The organism is Paracoccus methylarcula, from assembly GCF_003007735.2.
In the GTDB taxonomy this organism is placed as follows: domain Bacteria; phylum Pseudomonadota; class Alphaproteobacteria; order Rhodobacterales; family Rhodobacteraceae; genus Paracoccus; species Paracoccus methylarcula.
In genome coordinates this window covers 66,110-90,981 of record NZ_PXNQ02000001.1, presented here as the reverse complement: position 1 = coordinate 90,981, position 24,872 = coordinate 66,110, and the positions used below count along the sequence as shown (strand labels likewise).

Here is a 24,872-nt window from a genome sequence, read left to right as displayed (position 1 = left end):
GCTAAAGCAGCCCCTCGGCCTGCCATTTGCGCATGGTCTCGACGCCGACCTCGAAATGCATCGAATCTTCGCGGCTATAGGTGGCGCCCCAATACCAGCCTTCCTTGTTGAACAGCTCGGCCAGCAGCAGCAGCCCGAACTGCGTGCCGCCATCGCCGAAACCGTCCAGCTTGCCTTCCAGTTTCAGGTCGATCGCCGTGCCCCAGGAATGATTCGAGACCGACTTGCGCGAACCCCGGATCAGCCGCGCGCAGATCGCGCCAGCTGTGCCAAGCGCGGCATGGATATCGGGCTCGCTTTGCTGCAATTCGGCCAGGATACTTTCCAGACTGTCCAGCGCCGGTTTGATCATCGTCACCCGGATCGGCCCGATCTGCCGCGTTTCCAGAAGCGAGCGCAGATACGGCTGCGTCACCGACTGGCAATCGTTCGAATAACTGTCGCGCGGATGACCCAGTATCTCCAGCATGACGCGGTTGCCGGGCTGGGTGATTCCCTGATTGAACCGCGCCTTGGCCAGCCGCATCACCTCGGTCATCGCCGCCGTGCCGCCGTGATCCTCTATCTCGTCCTCGCCGGTCACTTCCGGCGCGGTGATCGTCACATCGGGTATCTGCGGCTGCGGGGCATGGCGTGGCTGAGCGGCCTGCAAGGCCAGTTCCTCGGACAGCCGGTCGATCTCGACCTGGGCATCGCGCAACTCGGCCCGCAATGTCTCGATATCGCCGCGCTGCGCGGCCAGTTCCGCCTCGTTCCGGTTCAGCCGCAACTCGGCGCTGCCATCAGCCGTTTCCAGCAGCGCCCCGACCACGGCAAAGGAAATCGCGGCAATCACCAACCCGATTGCCACGATGATGGGTCCGATCAGCGCACCCTGCCGCATCAATCGGCCTCTTGAGCAAAGACGCTGACCACCGACACATTGTCCGGCGCCCCGTTATCCAGCGCCTGCATCGCCAGCGAGCGGCACAGGCTGCGCGGATCGGCTGGCCGGGTCATGATCCGGGCGATCTCGTCCTCGCTGACGCAAGCAGCCAGGCCGTCCGAACACAGGATCAGCCGGTCCTTCAGCACCAGTTGCAGCAAGGATATATCGACCTCGACATGCGATGCCGCGCCAACGGCGCGCGTGACGATATGGCGTTCGGGGTGGGACTCGCGCTCGTCGTCGCGCAGCAGGCCCGAATCCACCAGTTCCTGCACCACCGAATGATCGCAGGTCACCAGCCGCAACTGGCCGCCCCGCCACAGATAGGCGCGGCAATCCCCGACCCAGGCAATCGTCGCGATATTGTTCTGGATCATTGCCGCCACCACCGTGGCACCCATCTGTGCTATCCCCTGCGCGCGAGCGTGTTCCCGAATGGCATGATTGGCATCCTGGATCATGCTGCGCAGGCCCGATTCGGCGGGTATGTCATCGGCCAGGCGGGAAATGCGGTCGACGACGATATCGGCCGCCACCTCGCCATTGCCATAGCCGCCCATGCCATCCGCCACCGCCCAGAGCACCCCGTCGGGATCGGTCAGGATCGCGTCCTCGTTCCGCGCACGCACGCGGCCGACATGGGTCAAGCCGCTGCCCCGGAAAACCAGGGGCCTATTGCCCGGAAAAATCGGCGGCTGGCGGGTGATGGGCGCAGACATTACCGGCGCTTGCCTTCCTTTTTGGGCGCGGGCGTCATCGCGGGCCTCGGAAAGTGGCTGAATTTCGCTTTGAATAATGATACCCTAGTGTTCGATCATATCAAAACTTTTCCCCCCGGTGTCGAAATGTGCTTCACGCGATCCCTGCTTTCCCTGCTTTTCTGCGCCATGACGGCCCTGCCCGCCGCGGCGCAAGAGGATCTGTCGGTCCAGGATCTGGTCGAAATATGGAACAAACAGAAAGAAGTCTTTCACGAAGCGCAATCGAACGGGCTTGGCAAAACCCGCGGATTGGAACTGATCACCATAGACGAGACCGGAGCCGCCGAAACCGGCGCCTCGGTCACGGCAACGGCACAGCCTTCCCCGACCGATCCCAACGAGCCGCTGGCCGCCACCGGGGAAACCGTTCAGCCGGTCGTTTTCGGCCAGCTCGACCCCGATCTGCAGGTGAACCTGCAGATCAATTTCGGCTTTGACAGCGCCGCGCTGGCCGATACAGAAAAGCCGAAACTGCAGAAAATCTGCCAGGCCATGCAGCAAAGCAAGGTGCAACTGTTCCGCATCGTCGGCCATACCGATACCGCCGGAACGGACGAATATAACGAACGCCTGTCTGTATTGCGCGCGAAAGAGGTCGTGCGCCATCTGGTCGAGGATTGTGGCATCCCGGCCGCGCGGCTGGAAACCATGGGCATGGGCGAGCGCTTTCCTTTCAACGAACAAGACCCGCAGGCGGATGAAAACCGCCGGGTCGAGTTTCAGGCACTCAGCTGACCTGAAACAGGCATATTGTGTGCAAATCTCCCGAAAACGAGGGAGTTCCCGAAAAGCGGCCATTGTTGACTGCAACCATGTGCTTATGAATATACGGCACCCCAGATCATTTGCGGAATTTTGAAACCGCCTGTCATCATTCGGATTTTCCAAACGAGTGAGAAATAGTGGCAGCCACCCGATTTTTAACCGCATCATCCCCGCAGTGTTTGCAGATAATGAAATATTTTCCGGCAGCGGATCGGAAAATTAATTTTACGCCCGACCAAAGCGTTTCCAGTTCGCGTTTCAGCCTAACTGGCAGCCAAGGGATTCCCTGCATCTCGATATGAAATGGAACCGCTCTGGACATAAAGAAACTTCCGGTTATCCTGTATTATAATTACTCAAATAAAATCGTCTCGGAGGGATTCAGTATGGCTAAAACTGATACCACCCCGGCTGGCCCCGTCGCAATCTGGCAGCGGGTTCTGGTGATCTCTGCCGCGACGCTGTGTCTGCTGGCGCCGCCGGCTCAGACCCAGACGGCAAGCTCGGTCACCCCGGAAAGCTTCCAGCCATCGCTGCGCGATCTGTCGGGCTCCGTGGTGTTCTCGGGCAATACCGGCACGCAGGCGCCTGCCGGGTCCGACCAGATCGGGATCACGCTGGCAGGCGTCGATCTGCAAGGCGCCTTTCCCCAGATGGCTGCCGCCAATATCGCCTTCGAACAGCGGCTGACCCGCGGGCGGATTCCGGTTTCGGAACTGTTCGAGGCCAGCTCCGATCTTGAGGCCGCCTATGCCGAGGCCGGTTATGTGCTGGCCCGGGTGGTTCTGCCACAGCAGACTCTGCGCGATGGCGGCGTGCTGCGGATCACGGTCGTGGACGGTTTTGTCGAGGCGGTCGATACCTCGCAGACGCCGCCCGAAATCCGCAGCCGGATCGAGACGCTGACCGATCCGCTGGTCAATCGCCGGGGCCTGACCATGACCCAGCTTGAACGTCAGCTTCTGCTGGCGGGCGATGTGACCGGTGTGGCCCTGGGTTCGGCGCTGGCAGCCGGGCAGCGTCCCGGCGGCACGGTCATCGCGCTGGATCCGCAATTCCGCAAGGTGACGGGCTTTATCGGCTTTGACAATTTCGCCCCTTCGGGTCTGGGCAGCATCGCGCCTGACGATCTGAACGGGCTGGTCGTCAATTCGGGATTCGAGCTGAACAGCCTGCTCAGCTATGGCGAAACCTTCTATGGGCGGCTGTCGGCGTCACCCAAGGGCCTGTTCACCAGCGATCCCCGCTACCGCGTCCTCGCGGTCGGCGCGGTCATGCCGGTCGGCCCCTCGGGTCTGGCGCTGAATGTCGAAGTCACCACGAGCGACACGACCCCCGATACCGACGGGATCGCGACGCGCTCCGATTTCGACCGCCAATCCTTCCGCCTGATCTATCCATGGATCCGGACGCGCAAATTGAACCTGACAACGCAGCTTATGCTGGACCGCCAGAAGGACCGGCTGACCCTGCTGGATACCGGGCTCGATCCCGTATTCCGCGACCAGATCACCGCGCTGCGCCTTGGTGCCAGCCTGTCCTATCCGCATGATGACGGCAGCCTGTCCGAAGCCGGGCTGACCCTGTCGCGCGGCATCGATGCCCTGGGCGCGCGCACGGCCGCCGATGCCGCCGCCGACGGCGTGCCGCTGTCACGGCAGGGCGCGGATGCGACCTTTACCAAGCTTGTCGTATCGGCCACGCATCAGCGCGCCATCGGCGAGCGGTTCGCGCTTGACCTGACCGGCCGGTTCCAGACTTCTTTCGGCGATCCGCTGGTGACCTCGGAACAGTTCAGCATTGCCGGACCCGGCGAATTGTCGGCCTTCGATACCGGCGATCTGCGCGGAGACAGCGGCTGGGTCATCCGGGCCGAATTGTCCAGCCCGCGCGATATCGAGGTCAGGGGCACACCGCTGACCTTCAGCCCCTATCTGTTTGCGGGCGCCGGGGAGGTCAGGATCGCACAGCCTACCGCATTGGAGACCGCCGACGAATCGGCCCATGCCTTTGGCATCGGGATCGACCTGATATCACGGACCGGATCACGTTTCCGGTCGAATTCCCTGAGAATCGAATATGGCAGAGGAGAGCGGGATAATGGCTCGGACAACACGCGTGTCAGCCTTTCCGGGAATTTTCGGTTCTGAACGCCACAAGCGCCTGCGGGCCGCGCTTTATACCAGCACGCTGCTGATCGCAGTGCCGGCCCTTGCACCAGCCCAGGAGCTGCCATCGGGCGGCACCGTCGCCAGCGGCGATGTCTCGATCAGCACACCGGGCGCGGCCGACATGCTGATCCACCAGCGCTCGGACCGGGCGGTGGTCAACTGGAACGGCTTCTCGATTGGCCGGGACGCCTCGGTCAATATCGACCAGCCGGGCCGTAGCAGCGCCATCCTGAACCGAGTGACCGGCGAGGCCACCAGCGGTATCCACGGCTCGCTGACGGCGAATGGCCGGGTCTTCATCGTCAATCCGAACGGCATCGTGATCGGCACAGATGGCGTAGTCAGCACCGGCGGCGGTTTCGTTGCCTCGACGCTGGATATCTCGGACCAGGATTTCAACGAGGGCCGGTTGCGTTTCGGCGGCAATGGCCGTTCGGCCGAGGTCGCGAACCACGGCACCATCGCAATTCAGCGTGGCGGCTATGCCGCGCTGATCGGCGGGCGGGTCAATAACAGCGGCACCATCGTGGCGCCGCTTGGCAGGATCGGGCTTGGGGCCGGTGAACGGGTCACGCTGGATCTGTCGGGCGACGGCTTCCTGCAGGTCGCCCTGCCCTCTGAAGATGATGGCGAGGATCGCGCGCTGATCCGGAATTCGGGCCGGATTTCCGCCGATGGCGGCCGGATCGAGATGAAGGCCGCGACCGCCCGGAATGCCGCACGCAACGCGATCAACCTGTCCGGCGTGGCCGAGGCGCGCTCGGTCTCGATGCGGAACGGCGCCATCGTGCTGGGCGGCGGCGGTGGCGGCACCGTTCGCGTCAGCGGCACGGTCAGAACACGTGCGCCACGCCCCGACCTGACGCTAGCCGCATCGGAACGCCCGCCACGGCAACGTGGCGGGAATATCGACATCACCGGCGCGCGCATCGCGCTGAACGGCGCCCGTCTGGATGCCAGCGGCGCGGCAGGCGGCGGACGCATCCGGATTGGCGGCAGCTTCGGCGGCAAGGGATCGCTCCCCCATGCCGAGACCGTCAGCGGCGATGCCGATACGCGCATCCTGGCCAATGGCATGAGCCAGGGCGATGGCGGCCGGATCGTCCTGTGGTCGCAACGCCGCACCAGCTTTGTGGGCAACATGTCCGCGCGCGGCGGCAGCGAGGGCGGCAATGGCGGCTTTGTCGAGGTCTCGAGCGCCGGGCAGGTCAACTATGACGGGCGCACCGATCTGCGCGCGCCGAATGGCCATTGGGGGACCCTGCTGATCGATCCCACGGACATATCGGTGCCGGGAACTCACAGCGAAGACATGATCGAGACCGCCCTCGCAGTTGGGAACCTCACGCTGGATACGTCGTCGCCCGATGATCAGGCGGGAAATATTTTCATCGGGGACGACTCGCTCGATGGAGGCGACATCAGCTGGACCGCGGACACGAGGTTTCGGTTGATCGCGGATAACGACATCCTGATCACCAGTTCGATAATGGGCGAGAATGGTCGGCTGAACCTTGAGGCTGACGGCGACATCACGCTTCGCGGTGCCGATATAACCGTTTCGGGCCTGACCATGAATGCCGCGACTATCGGTATAACCGACTCATCCGTGATCGGGAATTCCGCCCGAGGCCAGGTCAGCGCCGATACCTTCATCATGTCCAGCGGTACATGGACCCAAGGCGGAAGCGATCTCTCTCCCTTCGACGTAACCGATTTCCGTCTGAACGGCTTCGACGCCACCTTCCTCCGTGTTCTGGGCGGAAGCGGTGGGGCCGGCGACCCCTATCTGCTGGCCGATGTCTACGGGCTTCAGGGCATGGATTCATCCGAACTGAGCGGATCCCACTTCGCCCTGGCGAATGACATCGACGCCAGCGGGACCGCGACCTGGGACAATTTCGGCGAGGGCTATGGCGGCTTCGATCCGATCGGCTATCTCGGCGAGGGAGGGGAAGGCGCATTCACGGGCGGCCTTGACGGCCGCGAACGCAGTATCAACGGACTATATGTCGGGACAAGCAGGTTCCGTGGTGGCCTGTTCGATACGACCGACGGCGCGGCGATCCGCAACCTGCACCTGACAGGGCTGCGGATCAACGCCCAGGGAACCGCAGGCGGTCTTGTCGCGAACGCCCATGACACCACGATGGAAAACATTCACACCACGGGCCAGGTCAGGCTGGACGGAGACAACAGCTCAAGGCGCGCGGGCGGGATCGTAGGCACGATGTCCGATGGCGGCAGCATAACCGATTCATCTGCCGGAACGAATATTCACGTCGGGCTCGGCGAGCCGAATGAATATACGATCATCGCGGGCGGGCTGGCGGGTTCGGTCGCGGCAGGCAGCACGATATCCCGCTCTTTCTCGACCGGGAACGTGACGGTCAGCGCGGATGTGCCGTCTTATATCGAGGCCAGTATCGGCGGTTTCGTCGGCATGTTGGGTGGCACGATCACCGACGCCTATAGCAGCGGCGATGTCAGCTTCAACCAGGAGGCTCCCGGAGAAGGGAGCGGCCAGATCTCGATTGGCGGCTTTGCCGGATTGCATGACACCGCCCCGTCCCCGGGCACGATGATCCGAACCGCCGCCCATGGCGATGTGCGTGTCGACGGCGGCGGCATCGAGATACGTGCCGGTGGCCATACCGGCACGAATTTCTTTGGCGATATCATCGACAGCTATGCCGATGGCGATGTCACATCGTCATCGAACAGCACACAGCAAGTCGGCGGGCTGATCGGCTATACATGGCAAGGCAATGTCACGAACACCTATGCCAGCGGCGCAGTCGATGCCAGCGGTACGGTCGATACCAGCAGTACGGGCACGATTTCGGTTCACGGGCTGATCGGCACCAACGCCGGTATCGGAAGCGTGGGATCGCCCTCGACCACCGTTACCGCATCCTTCTTTGACCGGGACAGAACCGGGCAGACGGCGGGCGGGGCAGCCACGGCCTATGGTCAGGGCATCAGCACCGCGAGTTTCCGCGACACCGCCGCCTTTCTGGCGCAGGCCGGGGCGCAGGGCTGGGATTTCGCCAATGTCTGGGCGCCCGGCGACAGCGCCGGGCATCCGGAGATCTATACCATCGACCGGGTGATCTTCGCCGTGCCCGATGACGTAACCCTGCAATATGGCCAGGCCGAGACGACCGGCACCACCGGTACCACATTCGGCGGCCCCTCGGTCTATGTCTTTGCGCCCACGGGCGATACGGCGGCGACGGCCACAGTTTTTGACAGCTTGACCTTCCCCAGTCGTAACGTGGGCACCGGCCAGTTCACTCTGACAGCCACCTCGCTGACCAGCACGGCCGGCCAAAACTACCGGGTCGTCGATCTGCCCGCCGATTATGAGATCACCCCTGCTCCGCTAGTCATCACCGCCAATGATCAGGTCAAGACCTATGGTCAGGGCTTCGCCTTCCTCGGGCAGGAATTCACCACCTCGACCCTGTTCAACGACGACACCGTCGACAGCATCGATCTGGCCAGCGACGGCGCCGACAACCGCGCGAATGTCGGCGAATACGCCATCACCGGGTCGAGTGCGACTGGGTCAGGCCTGTCGAATTATGACATCACCTATGCCGATGGCCTCATGACGGTGGACCCGGCCTCGCTGACGGTCACGGCCAACAACCAGACGAAACCACAGGGAGAGACCTTCACCTTCAACGGAACCGAGTTCACCTCGACCGGTGTTTTCGCATGGGACAGCATCGACAGTGTCGATCTGGCCAGCGACGGTGCCGCGGGCACGGCAGGTATCGATGGCAGCCCCTACACGATCACGGCGGCCAATGCGCAGGGCAGCGGGCTGGAAAATTATATCATCGACTACCAGCCCGGCGAATTGACGGTCACGGCAACGCCCGAGGACAATCTGCCGCGCCCCGATCCACCCTTCTTCGACCTGCCGGAACCCGGGGATGACGACGATACCGAACTGATCCCGCCTTGGGCAACTGCCCCGCTTGGCCCGAGCGGGCAGCCCACGGTCCTCATCCCGCGCAGCAGCGCCGAGGCAACGCTGGCGCGCATCGACGAGATCGCCGCCGTTCTGGAAATCGCCGCCGAAAGCTGCTCGCAGAACGATACGGATGTCAGCCGTTACCTCGCCTGCCTGTCCGACGCGCTGGATGATTTCGCCAACAAGCTGGACGAGATCGCGACCGACCTGCCGCCCGGCATGGAAAACGTGGCCGAGATCGTGCGCGACGCGCGGCGCAATATCGACACGGCCCGCACCCGCGCCGAACAGCGCCTTGCCACCGCGACCACTGCCGCCGAACGCGAGGCCATCCGTCAGGATGCCATCGGCGAGGCCCGCGTGGCCATCGCCACCGCCTCGGCCGAAATCCGCAGCGCGATCAACTTCGTGCGCGCGGAGGATCCGGAACTGGCCGGCGTGCAGACGGCAACGATCAACCGCGTGGCCGAGGCGGTGGACAGCGTCGGCGTCGAACTGTCCCGCGCCGTGGGTCTTTGATGGCGGCCCTGCGTCATGTCCTGCTGATCGCGCTGACGATCATCTGGGCAGGCGCCGCGCTGGCCGAGGGTCGGGTCGCACTGGTCATCGGCAATTCGGATTATGCCTCGGTCGCATCACTGGACAATCCGAGCAATGACGCGCTGGATATCTCGGTCGCGCTGGAGGGGCTGGGCTTCGATGTGATCCTTGGCCGCGACCTGACGCGTGAGGGCATGCGGCAATCGACCGCCGATTTCGCCGACGCCGCGCGGGATGCCGATGTGGCGCTGTTCTATTACGCGGGACACGGTTTCCAGATCGGGGGAGAGAACTATCTGGTGCCGATCGACGCGCGGATCGCCGGAACCGGGGATGCGACCGGACAGATCCTGGCCGTCACCGAGATCCTGCGCGCCTTGGAGGGCTCGCCGGGGCTGAAACTGGTCGTTCTGGATGCCTGCCGCGACAATCCCTTCGGCACTTCGCTGCCGGAGGCGGAGAACGGCCTTGCCCGCATCGGCACCGAGGCCGATTTCATGTTCGCCTACGCCACCCAGCCCGGCAATGTCGCCTATGACGGCACCGGGCGGAACAGCTTTTTCACCGAGGCGCTGCTGCATCATCTCTATACTCCCGGCCAGGTGATTTCCGACATGATGATCGCCGTTCGCCGCGACGTGATCACCGCGACCGGCGGCCAGCAGATCCCGTGGGAGAATTCCTCGCTGACGCGGCAATTCGCCTTCGACACCGGCCCGCCCGACATGTCCGAGGAAACGATGTTCTACCAGGTCGCGACCAGCGCGCGGGACGATGCGCTGATGCGGCTTTACGTCGATCTTTACCCTCAGGGTGCGCATGTTGGCGAGGCACTGGCCTGGCTGGAAACCGGCACGCGCACCCGTTCGATCGATCGCAGAGAGCCCGACGAACAGGCCGAACAGCTGTGGACACTGGCACAGCGCAGCCGTGTGCGGCCGCTGCTGCAATTCTATCTGGATCGCTACCCAGATGGCGCCCATGCGGCGCAGGCCCGGCAGCTTATGGCGCTGTTGCCGGATTTGCAGGACATGACCCCTGCCGCGCTGTGCGACCGGCTGGCCACCCATCCGCGCGACGCCACCGCAGGCACATCCGGCGTGCCCTTCGAGCGGCTGCAGCAAAACGCCGTTGCCGCCATTCAGGCCTGCTCGGCCGCGGTCACGCAATCGCCGAACCTGCCGCATTACGTCGCCCTTCTGGCCCGCGCGACTGCAGCCTCGGGCGATCTGAGCCGGGCGATTGCGCTATATGAGATCGCCGCCGAGCGCGGCGATCTGCGCGCCATGGTCAGCCTTGCCCAGCTGAAGGAAAACGGCAACGGCATGGCGCAGGACATTCCCGGCGCGATGGAACTGTATGAACAGGCCGCCGAGGGCGGCAGCGAGGACGCCATGATCAACCTCGCCATCACCCTGTTCCAGGGCGAATTGCTGCCCAAGGACGACGACCGCGCCATCGCCCTGCTGGAACGCGCCTCGGCCGAGGGCTCGGCCAAGGCCACCTTCAACCTGGGCGTCCTGGCGCTGGACGGCGTGATTGGCGAACCCGCCGACGCGCTCGACTATTTCCGCCGCGCCGCGCGGGACGGCGAGTATCAGGGCTATCGCGCCGCCGCGATCATGCTGGACAAGGGCGGCGATTTCGTCCCCCGCGACCCGGCGCAGGCGGCCAACATGCTCCTGCGCGGAGCCGCCGAGGATAGCGGTCAGATCGTCACCGAACTGACCGACGGTGCCGGGCAATGGTCCGGCGAGACCATCACGCAGGTACAGTTGCGACTGGCGGCGGCGGGGCTTTACACCAGCGATGTCGACGGCAAGCCCGGCCCGAATTTCACCACAGCCCTGAACGGCTGGCGCAATGGCGGGTTTCAATCAGACGTGCTGACACATCAATAGGACAAGGCAACCGCGACCGGCGCGATACACATTCTCGACATTATTCATGTTTGCCGGAATATCGGGACACGGAACGACGCCTTTTCTCCACGACCTGCCCTGTACGCAATATCGTATTGGGCAATCATCGGCGAAGCATCTGAAGCCTTGCAGGTCCTTCACCTTGTTTTCGCGCCGACGGTCGCCATGACGCGGCAGCCGCGCTATTCGAACATATATTCGAACCCGCCCTCCCCACCATTTACCACCACCTTCCGCAACTCTTTCCCCTCCAGCCGATAGCCCAGTATCCGCCGGCTCAATTCCGGCATCAGCGTGTTGGTCAGGATCGCGTCGATCATGCGGCCGCCCGACTCGATTTCGGTGCAGCGGTCCTTGATGACCTGCATGGCGCCATCGCCGATGACCAGTTCGGCGCCATAGCCTTCGCCCAGGCGCCGCGCCAAACCACGCAGCTTATGCCCGGCAATTGCCTCGATCATGGAATCCGACAGCGGGTAATAGGGGATCGTCACCACGCGGCCCAGCAGTGCCGCCGGAAAGACCCGAAGCAGGGGCGAGCGCAGCGCCGCGTTCAGTTCCTCGGTATCGGCGGCGGTCCTGCCGTCGTCGGTCATTGCCATGATTTCCTCGGACCCGACATTCGACGTCAGCAGGATCAGCGTGTTCTTGAAATCGATCCGGCGGCCCTCGCTGTCATCCATCATCCCCTTGTCGAAGACCTGGAAGAAAATCTCGTGCACATCCGGATGCGCCTTTTCGACCTCGTCCAGCAGCACCACCGAATAGGGCCGCCGCCGCACCGCCTCGGTCAGGATGCCGCCCTTGCCATAGCCGACATAGCCCGGCGGCGCGCCCTTCAGCGTGCTGACGGTATGAGCCTCCTGGAACTCGGACATGTTGATCGAGATGACGTTATCCTCACCGCCATACATCAGTTCGGCCAAGGCCAGCGCGGTTTCGGTCTTGCCGACACCGGACGGGCCACACAGCATGAAGACGCCCACCGGCTTTTCGGGCGATTTCAGCCCGGCGGCCGAGGTCTGGATACGGTTGGCAATCATCTGCATCGCGTGATCCTGACCGACGACGCGCTCGGCCAGGTTGGCGGCCAGCGACAGCGCCTTTTCGGTCTGGCTGGCCAGCATCCGGCCCATGGGAATACCGGTCCAGTCCTGCACGACCGAGGCCACCGCGGCCTTGTCCACCGCCGGCAGGATCAGCGGCGTTTCACCCTGCGCGGCGATCAGTTCGGCCATCTTGTCCTTCAGCGCGGCCAGCGCCCCCGCGCGATCAAAGGGCGATCCCTCGGCAGGTTCCCCTTCCCCGGCGGCATCGATCCCGTCAGTCGGTATCCCGTCTGCATCGCCGATATCGCCGGTCTCGTCCACCCGCGCACCTGCGCTGCGCAATTGCGCCCGCAGGTTCAGGATTTCACCGACCAGGGCCTTCTCGGTCTCCCACCGTTCGCGAGCGGCATCCAGCGCCCGATGCGCCTCTGCCAGTGCGGCCACGACCTCGGCCTGCCGCTCGGCCACCTCGATGCCGATGGCCTCCTCGCGTTCGATGATGCCCTGTTCGATCTGCAACGCGGCCACGCGGCGTTCCAGATCCTCGACCTCGGCGGGGGTGGCATGCTGCGATACCGCCACACGCGCACAGGCCGTATCCAGCAGGCTGATCGCCTTGTCGGGCAATTGCCGCGAGGGAATATAGCGATGCGACAGCTTGACCGCCGCCTCGATGCTTTCATCCAGCAATTCGACCTTGTGGTGCTTTTCCAGAACCCCCGCGATGCCCCGGCACATCAACACGGCCTTGGCCTCGTCGGGTTCCTCGACCTTTACCGTCTGGAAACGCCGGGTCAGCGCCGGGTCGGATTCGATATGCTGCTTGTATTCGGCCCATGTCGTCGCCGCGATGGTCCGCAATTCGCCCCGTGCCAGGGGCGGTTTCAGCAGGTTCGCCGCATCGCCCGTGCCCGCCGCGCCTCCTGCCCCGATCAGGGTATGGGCCTCGTCGATGAACAGGATGATCGGCACATCGGATGACTGCACCTCCTGGATCACCGATTTCAGTCGCTTTTCGAACTCGCCCTTCACGCTGGCCCCGGCCTGCATCAGCCCGATATCCAGCATCTGCAATTCGACATTGCGCAGTTGCGGCGGCACGTCGCCCCTGGCCAGTCGCTGCGCGAAACCCTCGACCACCGCCGTCTTGCCCACGCCGGCCTCGCCGGTCAGGATCGGATTGTTCTGCTTGCGGCGCAGCAGGATATCGACGATCTGCCGGATTTCCGCGTCGCGCCCGACCACCGGGTCCATCTTGCCGTCACGCGCACGAGCCGTCAGGTTGGTGGCGAACTGATCCAGCGCCGATTTTCCGCCCGGCCGCGGTTTGGCGGGCTTGTCCGGCGCGTCATTGGCCGTGCCGGTCCGTTCCAGCGATTCCGCCAGCAGATCGTCCAGTTGCGCCGACATGGCAGCCGGGTCCAGCTTGTCGAATTCCAGGCAGATCTTGAACAACAGCCCTTCCAGCACCGGCACCTGCAATGCCCCGAGCAGTACATAGGCCGACCGCACCGTGTCGTCGCCGAATTCCAGCGAACCGAAATTCCACGCCTCCTGAATCGCGCGGAAAATATGGTCGGAAAACTCCTCGACCGAGCCCGCGCCGTGCGGTAAAGCATCCGTGGCCCGCATCAGGTCGCCATCGAACCTGTGCCGGTCCACCCCCGCCGCTTCCAGCAGGATCGCCACATCCGAACGTTCGGTATCGGCCAGCGCGGTGATGAAATGCACCAGTTCGACATAGGGATTGCCGCGCCGTTTCGCGGCCTGCGCGGCCTCTGAAAAGGCCTTCAGGCAGATCGGATTCAGCTTGCCGACAAGCTCTTTGCGTTTGATGGTGGCCTGCGATCCGCGTGCGGTCATTTGAAACACCTCCTGAATCGCCGACAGTTATCGGCGGCTCGTGTCAGAATTCATCTCGGGCGGCGTTTCTTAATAATATATTGGTTCCGGTTATAATGCGACAATATTAGTGAAACTTCGGGAAGGAACCGTTTGATGCGACAATCGGCTGGCTGAAATTTGATTACGACAATTCGTAAGCGTTGCATCTGCCCCCCCTGCAAATCGGTCTTCCTCTTGAATACGCAGGGACCTATCTCGGCGCTACGCGCAAGATGAAGTTTCATTTTGCACTGATAATTTCGACAGGTCGAGCACGAAAGCATCAATAAGACCCTGCTAATATTCAGGAATGGAGGCCTCTGATTTTAGTCTTGAGTGCCTGTGCAGACATCGCAGTTTCGTCCTTGCGATCAGCAATCGCCTCTCCCACACCGAACCATAGCAACAGATAAATCCCCTGATGATCGGCATCCGGATGGATCGCATATTGATCATAAAGTCGAGCCGAGGCTATAGTGAACAATTCAGGGGTTCATAGCCCCTTCACTTCGATTGACCTGCCCCTGAGCCTTCATCCAGCGGCGGCTGGAGCCCGGTTGCTATTGCTGTGCCTACCAATTCTGGACCACCAAATACATACCGTTCGGGTCCCAGGTCAGGATTTCAGGATCAGGAAGGCGCCGCTGAGGATCGCGAAGATCAGCACGCCAAAGCGCAGGGCGCGGCCACTGATATGGGCGTGGGTCATCCGTGAGAGACCGCTGCCAATCAGCACGGCAGGCATCAGCATCAGCGCGGCGGTGGCCTGACCGGCCTGGAACATGCCCATCGCGGCAAGAATGACCAGCGAGAATACCTCGCCGACAAAAAAGCAGGTCGCAACGGTCGAGCGCAGCACCGGCCCCGGCGCATGCTGATACAGCAGCGCCAGCGGCGGCCCGCCGATACCGGTTGCGGTTTCGGTAACGCCGGTGAACAGCCCGACGCCAAGCGCGGCGTGACGGTTCGGATCGAATGGCGGGGCAGCCAATGCGGCGGCGGCGGCGATGATAGTGAACCAGCCGACCGCCAGCCCCAACTGCTGAGTGCTGAGCGCGGCCAGCATCCACAGCCCGGCGAATGTGCCGAAAAAACGCCCCAGCGTGATCCAGCCGGTGCCCGGCCGGTCGATCGCCACGCGCTCCCGCCATGCGACGTGGAAGTTCAGCGGCAGCATCAGGATAAGCAGTGTGACCGGCAGGAATTCCGGTTGCAGGATACCGAAGACCGGCGCCACGATCAGGGCAAAGCCGATGCCGATGGCGCCCTGGATGAAGGCTGCCACGAACACGACGCTGGAGAGAAGCAGGAACAGGCTGAATGTCACGAGGCGGCCTTTGGGCTGGTCAGGGCGCGGTGGCGCTCTGCGGTGGGATGAATGCGGGTGATCGGTGCGCGGGCGATGGCCTCGGCGGTGGTCTCGCGGATCTCGGCCAGCAATGCGCGGGCGTCCCAACCGATGGGCCAGCCCTGCCACAACCGCAACTGCCCCGCCGTGAAAACCGCGTCGATCTGGTCGCGATTGCCGTAGCGGACCAGTTCCCAGGTCAGGTCATGCGAAGGAGTGAATTCCGGCCGGTCCAGATCGATCAGCAGGAAATCGGCGGCCAGTCCCGGCGCGATGCACCCCGTAACAGCACCGAGCCCGCTGACATCGGCGGCCATGCCAGTCGCGGCCGCCAGCCACAACCAGCCGCCACCGCAGGAACTGTCGCCCGAAGCAAGCCCACAACCGGCACGCTGCAACGTCTCGGCCGCGTCCATCAACCTGAAACCATCCGCGCGGGTGCCGTCGGTCCCCAGTCCGAAACGAACGCCCAAGGCCGCCATTTGCAGGGCCGGTGCGATGGCATTGCCCTTCCAGACCGACGCGACCGGGTTATAGGCAACCGCCGTGCCGGTGTCGCGCAGGATGTTCAGTTCGGACGGCGTGACCAGCGTCGCATGCGCGATCAGCACATGCGGCCCAAGTGCCCCGATATCGGCCAGATGTTCCAATGGGCGGCGGCCATGGGCGACCAGCGACCGTTCGACCGCCACCAGATGCTCGTTCACATGGGTCTGGAAGATCGCCCCCGCCTCGCCAGCCATCCGGGAAATACGCGCCAGCATCTCGTCGCTGCCCGCCTCGGGGATCGAGATCGCCAACGACGGGTGAATCAGCGGATCAGCGTTGAAACGCGCCAGATGTTCCTGCGCGCGGGCGATGATCCGGTCGGGCGGCGGAACCTCCGCCGCGCCGCCCAGATCGTTGCAGATCAACCCGATGACCGAGCGCATCCCGGTTTCCCGCGCCGCCTGCGTCAGGGCATCCAGATGCCCCGCCGAACGGGTGCCCGCATCGACCGCGGTGGTAAAGCCGCCCCGCAGGCATTCCAGGGCTGCCAGTTTGGAGGACAGATAGACCATGCGCTGATCCAGGCTGCCTTCCAGCGGCACCCAGATGCGGCGGAAAATCTCGGACGGCTCGCCAAAGACCAGCGATTTGCCGAGTGACTGGGTCAGGTGCGTATGGCTGTCGATGAAGCCCGGCATCATCAGATGCCCGGGCAGATCGGCGCGGCGCGCCTCGGGGTGCCGGGCGATCAGTTCGCCTGCCGTGCCGATTTCGGCGAACCGGCCGTCCCGGATCAGCGCCGCCATGCCGGGAGCGGGCCCTTCCTCAAGCAGCATCTGCCCGGGACAGACCAGCAGATCGCCGGATCGGGCGAGAAGGTCGCGCAGCTCATTCATCAGTGGTTCTCCTGCGGGGTGGGTTCCGCGACCGGGCGGACATGCTGGAACAGCGCGTTGACGAGCACCGCAGTGATGGTTCCGGCGGCCAGGCCGTTGCCGATGATCATCTGCGACCATTGCGGAAACTGGCTGTAGATGCCGGGCACGAGGATCGGCAGCATTCCCATCGACAACCCGGCGGCCAGCGTGAACATCGCGCCATGTTCGCGCAGATCTGTCCGGCGCAGCAGGTCGATACCGATCACGCCGATGATGGCGAAGACGATTACCGCCGTGCCGCCGATCACCGGTCCGGGCAGAGCCGTGGCAAGCCTCGAAACCGGGGCCAGCAGTGCGATCAGGACCAGGATCACCCCGGCGGCCGCGGTGACGTAACGCGATTTGACATTCGTTGCCCTAACGATGCCGACATTCTCGCCCGAGGTGATGATCAGCGAGGTGCCCAGCATCCCGCCCAATAGCGAAGCAACCGCATCGCCTCGGATCGTCCTCGGCACGATGCCATGGGCATTCTCGCGGCGGCCGACGATCTCGGCGGTGGCGATGGTCTGTCCCGTCGCCTCGGCCATCGAGATGATCGAGAAGACGATCAGGGGCAGCGCGGCGATCACATCGAATTTGGGCATGCCGAAGGGAAACAGCTGTGGCACCGCGATCAGCGGCCCGTCAGCGACATTCGAGATGTCGATCTGCCCGAATATCGCCGCCAGAACCGTTCCCGCAACCAGACCCAGCATCACCGAGATGCGACGTAACGTGCCGGTAAAGCCCCATGCAAACAGCACCGTCAGCGCGATGGTCGCGAGTGCCAGCCCGACATTCAGCGGAGCCGCGAAATTTTCAGCGCCGGGCTTGCCGGTGATGGTGCCGCCATAGATGCGCACCAGGTTGACCGCGACCAGCAGCAGCATGGTGCCCACGACGATCGGCGGAAAATAACGCAGCAACCGCCGAAAGACCGGCAGCGCGACGAAATAGAAGACCGAGGTCATCAGCACCGCGCCCACCGCGGTCTGGATATCGGTCTGGGTCGCGATGGCGAGGAAGATCGCGATGGGCGCGCCTCCCGGCACCATGATGAAGGGCAGCTTTGCTCCGAACCCGCCAGGGCCGAAGCTCTGCAAGATCGAGCCCAGCCCGCAGATCAGGAAGGTGGCGCTGATGACGCTGGCCGTCAGAGCGGCATCGAAGCCCAGCGTCTGCGCGACCAGAAAGACGGCGGTGATGGGCGAGGCGGCCATGACCAGCACATGCTGGAGCCCGAAAAGAACCAGGCTGCGCATCGGCAGGACTTGGTCAACGGGATCGCCTTCCCGAATCGAGGTTTCCATTGAAGACATCCGAAACATTCCCTGTTGCGTCGTTTTTGTTGGACGTCACCGATCGGGAAAGTTTGACCGACCCAACCGGCGCCGCCAATGCAATCCGTCTTGCGGCACATTGGCAGCAAAACGTTTTGCATTGACTGTATCTAGCACGGAAACCGATTCGCACAAAACGTTTTGGTGAAATCTTCTCCCGCCTGTTGATTTTCCGGGCAGAGCGGTAAAGCTTGGGCAAAGGCCGGGCAGAACAGGGGCAGGCATGCGCAAACCGACGATCATCGATCTGGCCAAGGCGGCGGGGGTGTCGCCGACGACCATCTCTCATGCCTTCAGTGGGCGGAGAAAAGTCGATCCGGCAACGCGCGAACGGATCATCGCACTGGCGGAAGAAATGGGCTATCGCCCCAACCAGGCCGCCCAGAGGCTGCGCAGCGGCCGCACCGGCACCATCGCCCTGGCCTCGTCGATGCCCTTCGCGGTGGCCGCCGGGGCCTCGCGGTTCGGCTTCTTGATGGAGATCGCGGCCTCGGCTGCGATGACCGCGCTGACCCGCAACATGGCGCTGTGCCTGGTTCCCCCGCTGGCGCCCGGCAGCAATCTCGACAGCCTCGCCCTCGACGGGGTGATCGTCGTCGAGCCAACTCGCGACGATCCGCTGATCTCTCATTTCGAGGCGCGCTACACCCCCATCGTCTCGATCGGCAAGGTGCCGGGGCGCGACGATATCCCCGCCGTCGATCTACGCTCGGCGCAAACCGCCCTGCTGCTTCTGGACCATCTGCATCAGGCGGGAAGCCGGAGGATCGGGTTGATCACCGGCGAGCGCCGCCGCACCTCCTACGAGGAAACCGAGGCCGCCTATGCCGGTTTTGCGGCAGGCCACGGCATGCAGCCGGTCACGCTGCGTCTGGATGAAAGCGGTGGCGAGGGACTGGCCGAAACCGAGACCGCCCGGTTGCTGCGCGACCATAAGGAACTCGACGGTCTGCTGGTCACCGTTGACGCCTTTGCCACCGGCGCGCTGACTGCACTGGCCGGGCTTGGGCGGCGCGTGCCGCAGGATATCCGGCTTGCCACGCGCTATGACGGGCTGCGTGCACGCCTGGCCCAGCCTCCCCTGACGGCGGTGGACCTGCATCTGGACAAGATCGCCAGTATCGCCGTGGAGATGATTTTCGCCCGCATCGAAGGGCGCGACAGCCTGATCGATGCGCCCGAGGTTACGCTTCTTGCCCGGCAATCCAGCGGCTAGCCCAGATGTCCCGCGAGTAACCACGGGCTACAATCCCGCTTCCCTCACCGATTGCATAGGTGAGACAAGGTTCGCGTCAACCAGATGACAGGCTGTGCGATGATCCGTGCCGTTTCCGGTCAGCTCCGGCGCAAGTTCCCGACAGCGGGTCTGTGCGACCGGGCAGCGCGATACGAAACGGCAGCCCGCCGGCAGGTTCAGGGGATCGGGCGGATCGCCCGGAATCAGAATGCGCCTGCTCTGGTCGCGCAGGGTCGGATCGACAGAAGGCACGGCCGACAGCAGCGCCGTGGTATAGGGGTGCAGCGGATTGTTGAACAGCGACAGCCGGTCGGTATGTTCGACGATTTTTCCCATATACATGACCGCGACGCTATCACACATATGTTGCACCACACCCAGATCATGGCTGATGAACACATAGGTCAGCCCGAATTCCGACTGCAAGCGACGAAGCAGATTCAGGATCTGCGCCTGCACGGCAACATCAAGCGCGGAAACAGGCTCGTCGCAGATGATAACGTCCGGCTGAGTGCTCAGGGCGCGGGCGATGCCGATACGCTGGCGTTGACCGCCCGAGAACTGATGCGGGAAAAGGCGTTTCTGTTCGGGCCTCAGCCCCACGGCCTCGAACAGCCGGTCGACGATCTCCTGCTTTTCCGCCGCAGGTTTGTCGGTCAGGTTGTCCAAGGGCTCGCGCACGATCTCCTCGGCGCGCTTGCGGGGGTTCAGCGAGGAATAGGGATCCTGAAAGATCACCTGCACCCTGCGCCGCATCGCCCGCAGCTGATCGCGATTGGCAGGCATGATGTCCTGCCCGTCAAGCATCACCCGGCCAGAGGTTTCGCCCCCCACCAACTGCGCGATCGCAAGCGCGGCGGTGGTCTTGCCCGAGCCGGATTCGCCGACGATGGCAAGCGTTTCGCCCTTCCGGACGGTAAAGGAAATATCGTCTACGGCGGTCAGGTAGCTTACCTGCCCCCAGCCGGCACCCTTGCGACCAACCGGGAAGCGCACGGACAGGTTCCGAACATCGAGTAGCTGGGACATCATACCTCCTCCGCGTGCCAGCAGGCCGAAGCCTGACGGCCGCCGAATATCGCCGTTTCCGGCCGGGCCTTGCGGCATTTGTCGGTGACCTGCGGGCAACGTGCCGAGAACAGGCATCTGTCCTGCCCGAACTCGCCGAGTCCCGGCACGATTCCGGGTATCTCGGTGAGTTCCTCTCGCGCATCGGTCAGGTTCGCGACGATATGCGGAACGCAGCTTATCAGCCCGCGGGTATATGGATGCCGCGCATGGGCAATGATATCCGCGACCGGCCCTTCCTCGGCCTTGCGCCCGGCATACATCACGATCATCCTTTCGGCCATTTCGGCGACGGCGCCCATATCGTGGGTAATCATGATGATAGACGTGCCGGTCTGCCTGCGAAGATCGCGGAGCAGATCAAAGATCTGCGCCTGCACCGTGACATCAAGCGCGGTGGTCGGCTCGTCCGCGATCAGGATCTTGGGTTTGCAGGCAAGCGCGATGGCAATCATGACCCGCTGACGCTGACCACCGGACATCTGGAACGGGTAATCATTGATCCGCCGTCCGGGATTGGGGATACGCACCGCGTCCAGCAATTCGGTCGCCATGGCCCATGCGGCCTTCTGGCCCAGGTTCTGATGCGCGCGCAGCACCTCGGCGATCTGTTCGCCAACGGTGTAAACCGGGTTGAGCGAGGTCATCGGCTCCTGAAAGATCATGCTGATCTCGTTGCCGCGAATATCGCGCAGACGCCGGTCAGACACCACGGTCAAATCCTCGCCGTCGAACAGGATCCGGCCCGATGCCACGCGTCCGATCCCCTCGGGCAGCAGTCCCATGATAGCGAGCGCAGTCATGGATTTACCGCAGCCGGATTCGCCGACGAAACTAATGCTTTCGCCATGCCCCAGCTCGAAGCTCAGATCGTCGATCACCGGCGCGACTCCGGCTCGGGTCTTCAGTTCGATGCGAAGATTCTCGACTTTCAGCAGCGGTTCCATCAGCGTTTCCTCAGCTTGGGGTTCAGCGCATCGTTCAACCCGTCACCAACAAGACTGATGGCGAGAACGGTGATGAAGATCGCCAACCCCGGAATGGTGACGGTATATCCCGCTTCGAGGATATATTGCCGGTTCGAGCCGATGATCTGCCCCCAGCTGACAACATTCGGATCGGTCAGACCGAGAAAGCTCAACCCGGCTTCGAACAGGATGGCCGAGCCCACCATCAGCGCCGATTGCACGATGATCGGCGGCAGGGAATTGGGCAGGATCACGGTGAACATCAGTTTAAGGCCCGGAGCCCCCGACGCGCGGCTGGCCATCACGTAGTCCATCTCGCGGATCCGCAGGAACTCGGCGCGGGTGATCCGGGCGACGGCGGTCCAGCTGACCACGCCGATGGCAAAGGTGATCATCGGCAGGCTGGCCCCGAACAGCGATACGATCACCATCGAGAACAACAGCGTAGGCAGCACCTGGAAGAACTCGGTGAAGCGCATCAGGAACTCTTCGACGGCACCGCCGTAAAACCCGGCCATCGCGCCGATGGTTATGCCGATCACCACGGTAACGAAGGCTGCGGCCAGACCGATGATAAGCGTTACCCGGGCACCGTTCAGAAGCTGCGCGAGGATATCGCGGCCCAGGTAATCGGTGCCCAGAAGGAAGCCCTCTGCCCCGGGTGGCGAGAACGGCGCCCAAACCATTTCATATGGATCGGTCGGATAAAGGATCGGTCCGAATATCGCGCCCAGCACGATCAGGATCAGCAAACCCAGCCCAACCATGGCCAGATGGTTCTGCCGAAACATCTCCCATGCTTCTGCAAGCGGCGAACGAGCTTTCTCGACGGGTGTGTGAAAGGTTTCGTCACTCATGCGCGTGCCCTCAATCTCGGATCGACAAGGCGCAGGACGAAATCGGTCAGCAGGTTGCCGACGATCACCATCAGTGCCGAAAAGAACAGGATGCCCAGGATCGTCGGAGTATCGCGGACAAGGATCGACTCGAATGCCAGCGTGCCAAGGCCGGGCCATGCAAAGACCGTTTCGACCAGCACAGCGCCCGAGACGACAGCGCTGAATTGCAGACCGGCCAGCGTGATGACGGGCGAGAGCGCATTCTTCAGCGCGTGCTTGTAGACCACCTGCCTCTGGGTCAGCCCCTTGGCCTTGGCCGTGCGCACGTAATCCGACCCGAGCGTTTCCATCATGGTTGCCCGTGAAAGCCGTGAATAGAGCGCCAGGAAGATGGAACTGAGCGTCAGTGTCGGCAGCACCATATGCCGGGCGACATCCACCGCATGGACCCAGAAACCACCGCTGATCGTCACATCGCGCATTCCGGACACCGGGAACCACTGGATTTTCAGCGAGAACGCGATGAGCAACAGGATCCCGGTCCAGAAAACCGGCGCGGAATATCCGAATAATGCGAAGAAGGTCACGAAATGCGACAGGATGCCGTTCGGTTTGCGCGCCGAGATCACGCCCAGCACCACACCCAGAAGCAACGCGAATATCTGCGCGGTGAACACCAACAGCAATGTCGCTGGCAAACGTTGCAGGATCAGATCGGTGACCGGGGCATTGTGATAATAGGAATATCCGAGATCAAAGCTCAGCACGCCGCCCATGTAGCGGGCAAGCTGCACCAGGAATGGCTGATCAAGCCCGTAATCGGTGCGGATTTGCGCGAGAACCTCTTCATCCGCACCTCCCATCGATTGGGCGATGGTATCGGCCACGTCTCCGGGCGCGAGATGCATCATGGTGAAGTTGAGAAGCAGAACCGCCATCAACAGGATGACAGCATAGAAAAGCCGGATCGTCGTGATACGCAACAGGTTCAAATTACCTACCTCCGTCTGGTTGGCCACAGCCCTGGGACGATCCGCGGCCCGAAGGCCGCGGCGGGTTGGTATTGCGGGTCAGTCCTTGAGATAGACCTTGTCGTAAGGCGAGCTCGAGGCCCAGATGCCCATGGGCGGATTGCCCACCTTGTCGGCATAGATCGTGTGCATCGGCACGGCATTGGTGACGTAGATCGGCACTTCCTCGGCGACGATCTCCTGGAACTCCTTGTAGAGCGCCTTGCGCTTTTCGGGATCGCTCTCGGTCGCGGCGGTATTCAGCAGCTCGTCCACGCGCTCGTTCGAGTAGCCCTGCGTATTCGACCAGATACCCTTGTCGATATTCGAGGACAGGTAGGTCCGATTGACGCCGATCACCGGATCGCCCCAATTATAGACGCTGTCGAAGGACAGGTCGAACTCCATCGAGCCCACTTTCTCGGCCCAGCTCGGGAAATCCGGATGCGAGCGCACATTCACCGCGATCCCCACCTTGGCCAGTGCCGCCTTCACATATTCGGTCTGCGCCTTGTAGCCGGGGAAACCGGGCAGTTCGATATTCAGTTCGAACCGCTTGCCACCCTCCAGTGGATACCCCGCCTCGTCCAGAAGCGCATTGGCCTTGTCGAGGTCGAGCTCATAGGCATTCACATCGGGATTATAGAGCGGGCTGTCAGGATGGATACCGGTTCTCGCCTCTGTCGCGGTTCCGCGCAAAAGCGCATTGAGAATGAAATTCTTGTCGATGGCGTAGGCGATGGCCTGCCGCACCTTGACATCTTTCAGCGGCCCCCGCGTGGTATTCATGGCCAGCCAATCGATAGGTCCGACGCCGCCATAACCATCGGTTGTCAGGTTGAGACCTTCCGCGTCCTGCAAGCGGGACAGTATCGTCGGCTCATTCTCGAAGGTGGCCATCTGGATTTCGCCATTCTGCAGCGCGATGGCGCGCGCCGAGCTGTCATTGATGATCCGGGCGACGATCCGGTCCAGATAGGGCAACCCTTCTTCCCAGTAGCCCTCGTAACGTTCAAGAACCACGTGCTCACCAGGCTTGAACTCGACCAGCTTGAACGGTCCGGATCCGACCACGTCCTGATTGTTCCGGGGATGGCTCTTGGGATCCTGCCCGTCGCCGTAGATATGTTTCGGGATGATCGCCATGAGCTGCCCTGACATCGCCAGCATCAAGGCCGGATGCGGGTGCGCCAGGTTCAGGACGGCAGTGTGTTCGTCGGGCGTATCGACGCTGGTCACCGGTTCGAACATGGATTTGAACGGATGATGTTCCTTGATGACCTCGACCGAGAAGGCCACATCTTCCGAGGTGATCGGTTCCCCGTCATGGAAGGTCGCGTTCTCTTGCAGATGCAGGGTGACTTTCAGCCCGTCCTCGCTGATCTCCCAGCTTTTGGCCAGGTAGGGCTGCGGCGTCCAGTCCTCATCGTAGCGCAGCGGGGCGGCAAAAAGCTGCGTCCCCGGAAAGCCGGTCGCCACGCCGGACTGGACTGCGGGGTTCAAGGAGCGGGGTGTTCCGCCGGGCAGCGAGACCACAAGGGTGCCGCCCTGCTTCGGGGCATCCTGTGCCATGGCGGGCGCGCAAGCCAGCACCGTGACCATTGCGGCGGCCAGATAGCTTCTCAGTTTCAGATTCACGTCGAGTTCT

16 protein-coding genes are annotated in these 24,872 nt (G+C 63.0%); 5 read left to right on the top strand and 11 right to left on the bottom strand.

The window, feature by feature from the left end:
- Position 1: 1 nt before the first annotated feature.
- Together A7A09_RS00400 and A7A09_RS00395 are read right to left on the bottom strand one after the other, a co-directional pair.
- The gene (locus A7A09_RS00400; RefSeq protein WP_106689315.1) at positions 2-883 is read right to left on the bottom strand and encodes a M15 family metallopeptidase; all 882 of its coding nucleotides are present in this window, start codon (positions 881-883) and stop codon (positions 2-4) included.
- Positions 883-1,575: a PP2C family protein-serine/threonine phosphatase gene (locus A7A09_RS00395; RefSeq protein ID WP_245999050.1), complete on the bottom strand. Its 693-nt coding sequence runs from the start codon at positions 1,573-1,575 to the stop codon at positions 883-885. The genes A7A09_RS00400 and A7A09_RS00395 overlap by 1 nt, the downstream gene beginning before the upstream one ends.
- A 198-nt stretch (positions 1,576-1,773) precedes the next feature.
- Between A7A09_RS00395 and A7A09_RS00390 the strand changes: the two genes are divergently transcribed.
- The 4 genes from A7A09_RS00390 (at position 1,774) to A7A09_RS00375 (ending at position 11,051) form a co-directional block, all read left to right on the top strand.
- Complete coding sequence (locus tag A7A09_RS00390; protein ID WP_245999049.1) at positions 1,774-2,424, top strand: OmpA family protein; 651 nt, start codon at positions 1,774-1,776, stop codon at positions 2,422-2,424.
- Positions 2,425-2,840: 416 nt separating this feature from the next.
- On the top strand, positions 2,841-4,604 hold the full coding sequence (locus tag A7A09_RS00385; RefSeq protein ID WP_106689313.1) for a ShlB/FhaC/HecB family hemolysin secretion/activation protein: 1,764 nt from the start codon (positions 2,841-2,843) through the stop codon (positions 4,602-4,604).
- Positions 4,555-9,129: a two-partner secretion domain-containing protein gene (locus A7A09_RS00380; protein WP_106689311.1), complete on the top strand. Its 4,575-nt coding sequence runs from the start codon at positions 4,555-4,557 to the stop codon at positions 9,127-9,129. The genes A7A09_RS00385 and A7A09_RS00380 overlap by 50 nt, the downstream gene beginning before the upstream one ends.
- On the top strand, positions 9,129-11,051 hold the full coding sequence (locus tag A7A09_RS00375; protein ID WP_106689309.1) for a caspase family protein: 1,923 nt from the start codon (positions 9,129-9,131) through the stop codon (positions 11,049-11,051). Before A7A09_RS00380 ends, A7A09_RS00375 begins: the two co-directional genes overlap by 1 nt.
- A 203-nt stretch (positions 11,052-11,254) precedes the next feature.
- Here the strand turns inward: A7A09_RS00375 and tssH are convergent, their stop codons facing one another.
- From tssH to A7A09_RS00355, 4 genes are all read right to left on the bottom strand, one after another.
- The gene (tssH, locus tag A7A09_RS00370; protein WP_106689307.1) at positions 11,255-13,984 is read right to left on the bottom strand and encodes a type VI secretion system ATPase TssH; all 2,730 of its coding nucleotides are present in this window, start codon (positions 13,982-13,984) and stop codon (positions 11,255-11,257) included.
- A gap of 637 nt (positions 13,985-14,621) precedes the next feature.
- Positions 14,622-15,332, bottom strand: coding sequence for a sulfite exporter TauE/SafE family protein (locus tag A7A09_RS00365; RefSeq protein WP_106689305.1), 711 nt, complete (start codon positions 15,330-15,332; stop codon positions 14,622-14,624).
- A complete protein-coding gene (locus A7A09_RS00360; protein ID WP_106689303.1) occupies positions 15,329-16,738 on the bottom strand; it encodes an amidohydrolase in 1,410 nt (469 codons plus the stop codon). Before A7A09_RS00360 ends, A7A09_RS00365 begins: the two co-directional genes overlap by 4 nt.
- Positions 16,738-18,072, bottom strand: a complete 1,335-nt coding sequence (locus A7A09_RS00355) for a uracil-xanthine permease family protein (protein WP_106689302.1) — start codon at positions 18,070-18,072, stop codon at positions 16,738-16,740. Before A7A09_RS00355 ends, A7A09_RS00360 begins: the two co-directional genes overlap by 1 nt.
- A gap of 253 nt (positions 18,073-18,325) precedes the next feature.
- On the opposite strand from A7A09_RS00355, the gene A7A09_RS00350 reads away from it, so the two are divergent.
- Positions 18,326-19,318, top strand: coding sequence for a substrate-binding domain-containing protein (locus tag A7A09_RS00350; protein ID WP_106689300.1), 993 nt, complete (start codon positions 18,326-18,328; stop codon positions 19,316-19,318).
- A gap of 27 nt (positions 19,319-19,345) precedes the next feature.
- Here the strand turns inward: A7A09_RS00350 and A7A09_RS00345 are convergent, their stop codons facing one another.
- From A7A09_RS00345 to A7A09_RS00325, 5 genes are all read right to left on the bottom strand, one after another.
- A complete protein-coding gene (locus A7A09_RS00345) occupies positions 19,346-20,368 on the bottom strand; it encodes an ABC transporter ATP-binding protein (protein WP_245999048.1) in 1,023 nt (340 codons plus the stop codon).
- On the bottom strand, positions 20,368-21,354 hold the full coding sequence (locus A7A09_RS00340; RefSeq protein ID WP_106689296.1) for an ABC transporter ATP-binding protein: 987 nt from the start codon (positions 21,352-21,354) through the stop codon (positions 20,368-20,370). Before A7A09_RS00340 ends, A7A09_RS00345 begins: the two co-directional genes overlap by 1 nt.
- Positions 21,354-22,232, bottom strand: coding sequence for an ABC transporter permease (locus A7A09_RS00335; protein ID WP_106689294.1), 879 nt, complete (start codon positions 22,230-22,232; stop codon positions 21,354-21,356). The genes A7A09_RS00340 and A7A09_RS00335 overlap by 1 nt, the downstream gene beginning before the upstream one ends.
- Positions 22,229-23,206 (bottom strand): ABC transporter permease, encoded by a 978-nt coding sequence (locus A7A09_RS00330; RefSeq protein WP_245999046.1) that lies wholly within the window; start codon positions 23,204-23,206, stop codon positions 22,229-22,231. Before A7A09_RS00330 ends, A7A09_RS00335 begins: the two co-directional genes overlap by 4 nt.
- Positions 23,207-23,284: 78 nt before the next feature.
- On the bottom strand, positions 23,285-24,862 hold the full coding sequence (locus A7A09_RS00325; RefSeq protein WP_245999045.1) for an ABC transporter substrate-binding protein: 1,578 nt from the start codon (positions 24,860-24,862) through the stop codon (positions 23,285-23,287).
- Positions 24,863-24,872 lie beyond the last annotated feature (10 nt).

Bases quoted from the DNA above. Each gene is read 5' to 3' on its own strand.
- A7A09_RS00400 (WP_106689315.1), bottom strand. From the start codon at position 883: ATGCGGCAGGGTGCGCTGATCGGACCCATCATCGTGGCAATCGGGTTG.
- A7A09_RS00390 (WP_245999049.1), top strand. From the start codon at position 1,774: ATGTGCTTCACGCGATCCCTGCTTTCCCTGCTTTTCTGCGCCATGACG.
- A7A09_RS00385 (WP_106689313.1), top strand. From the start codon at position 2,841: ATGGCTAAAACTGATACCACCCCGGCTGGCCCCGTCGCAATCTGGCAG.
- A7A09_RS00380 (WP_106689311.1), top strand. From the start codon at position 4,555: ATGGCTCGGACAACACGCGTGTCAGCCTTTCCGGGAATTTTCGGTTCT.
- A7A09_RS00375 (WP_106689309.1), top strand. From the start codon at position 9,129: ATGGCGGCCCTGCGTCATGTCCTGCTGATCGCGCTGACGATCATCTGG.
- tssH (WP_106689307.1), bottom strand. From the start codon at position 13,984: ATGACCGCACGCGGATCGCAGGCCACCATCAAACGCAAAGAGCTTGTC.
- A7A09_RS00360 (WP_106689303.1), bottom strand. From the start codon at position 16,738: ATGAATGAGCTGCGCGACCTTCTCGCCCGATCCGGCGATCTGCTGGTC.
- A7A09_RS00355 (WP_106689302.1), bottom strand. From the start codon at position 18,072: ATGGAAACCTCGATTCGGGAAGGCGATCCCGTTGACCAAGTCCTGCCG.
- A7A09_RS00350 (WP_106689300.1), top strand. From the start codon at position 18,326: ATGCGCAAACCGACGATCATCGATCTGGCCAAGGCGGCGGGGGTGTCG.
- A7A09_RS00345 (WP_245999048.1), bottom strand. From the start codon at position 20,368: ATGTCCCAGCTACTCGATGTTCGGAACCTGTCCGTGCGCTTCCCGGTT.
- A7A09_RS00340 (WP_106689296.1), bottom strand. From the start codon at position 21,354: ATGGAACCGCTGCTGAAAGTCGAGAATCTTCGCATCGAACTGAAGACC.
- A7A09_RS00335 (WP_106689294.1), bottom strand. From the start codon at position 22,232: ATGAGTGACGAAACCTTTCACACACCCGTCGAGAAAGCTCGTTCGCCG.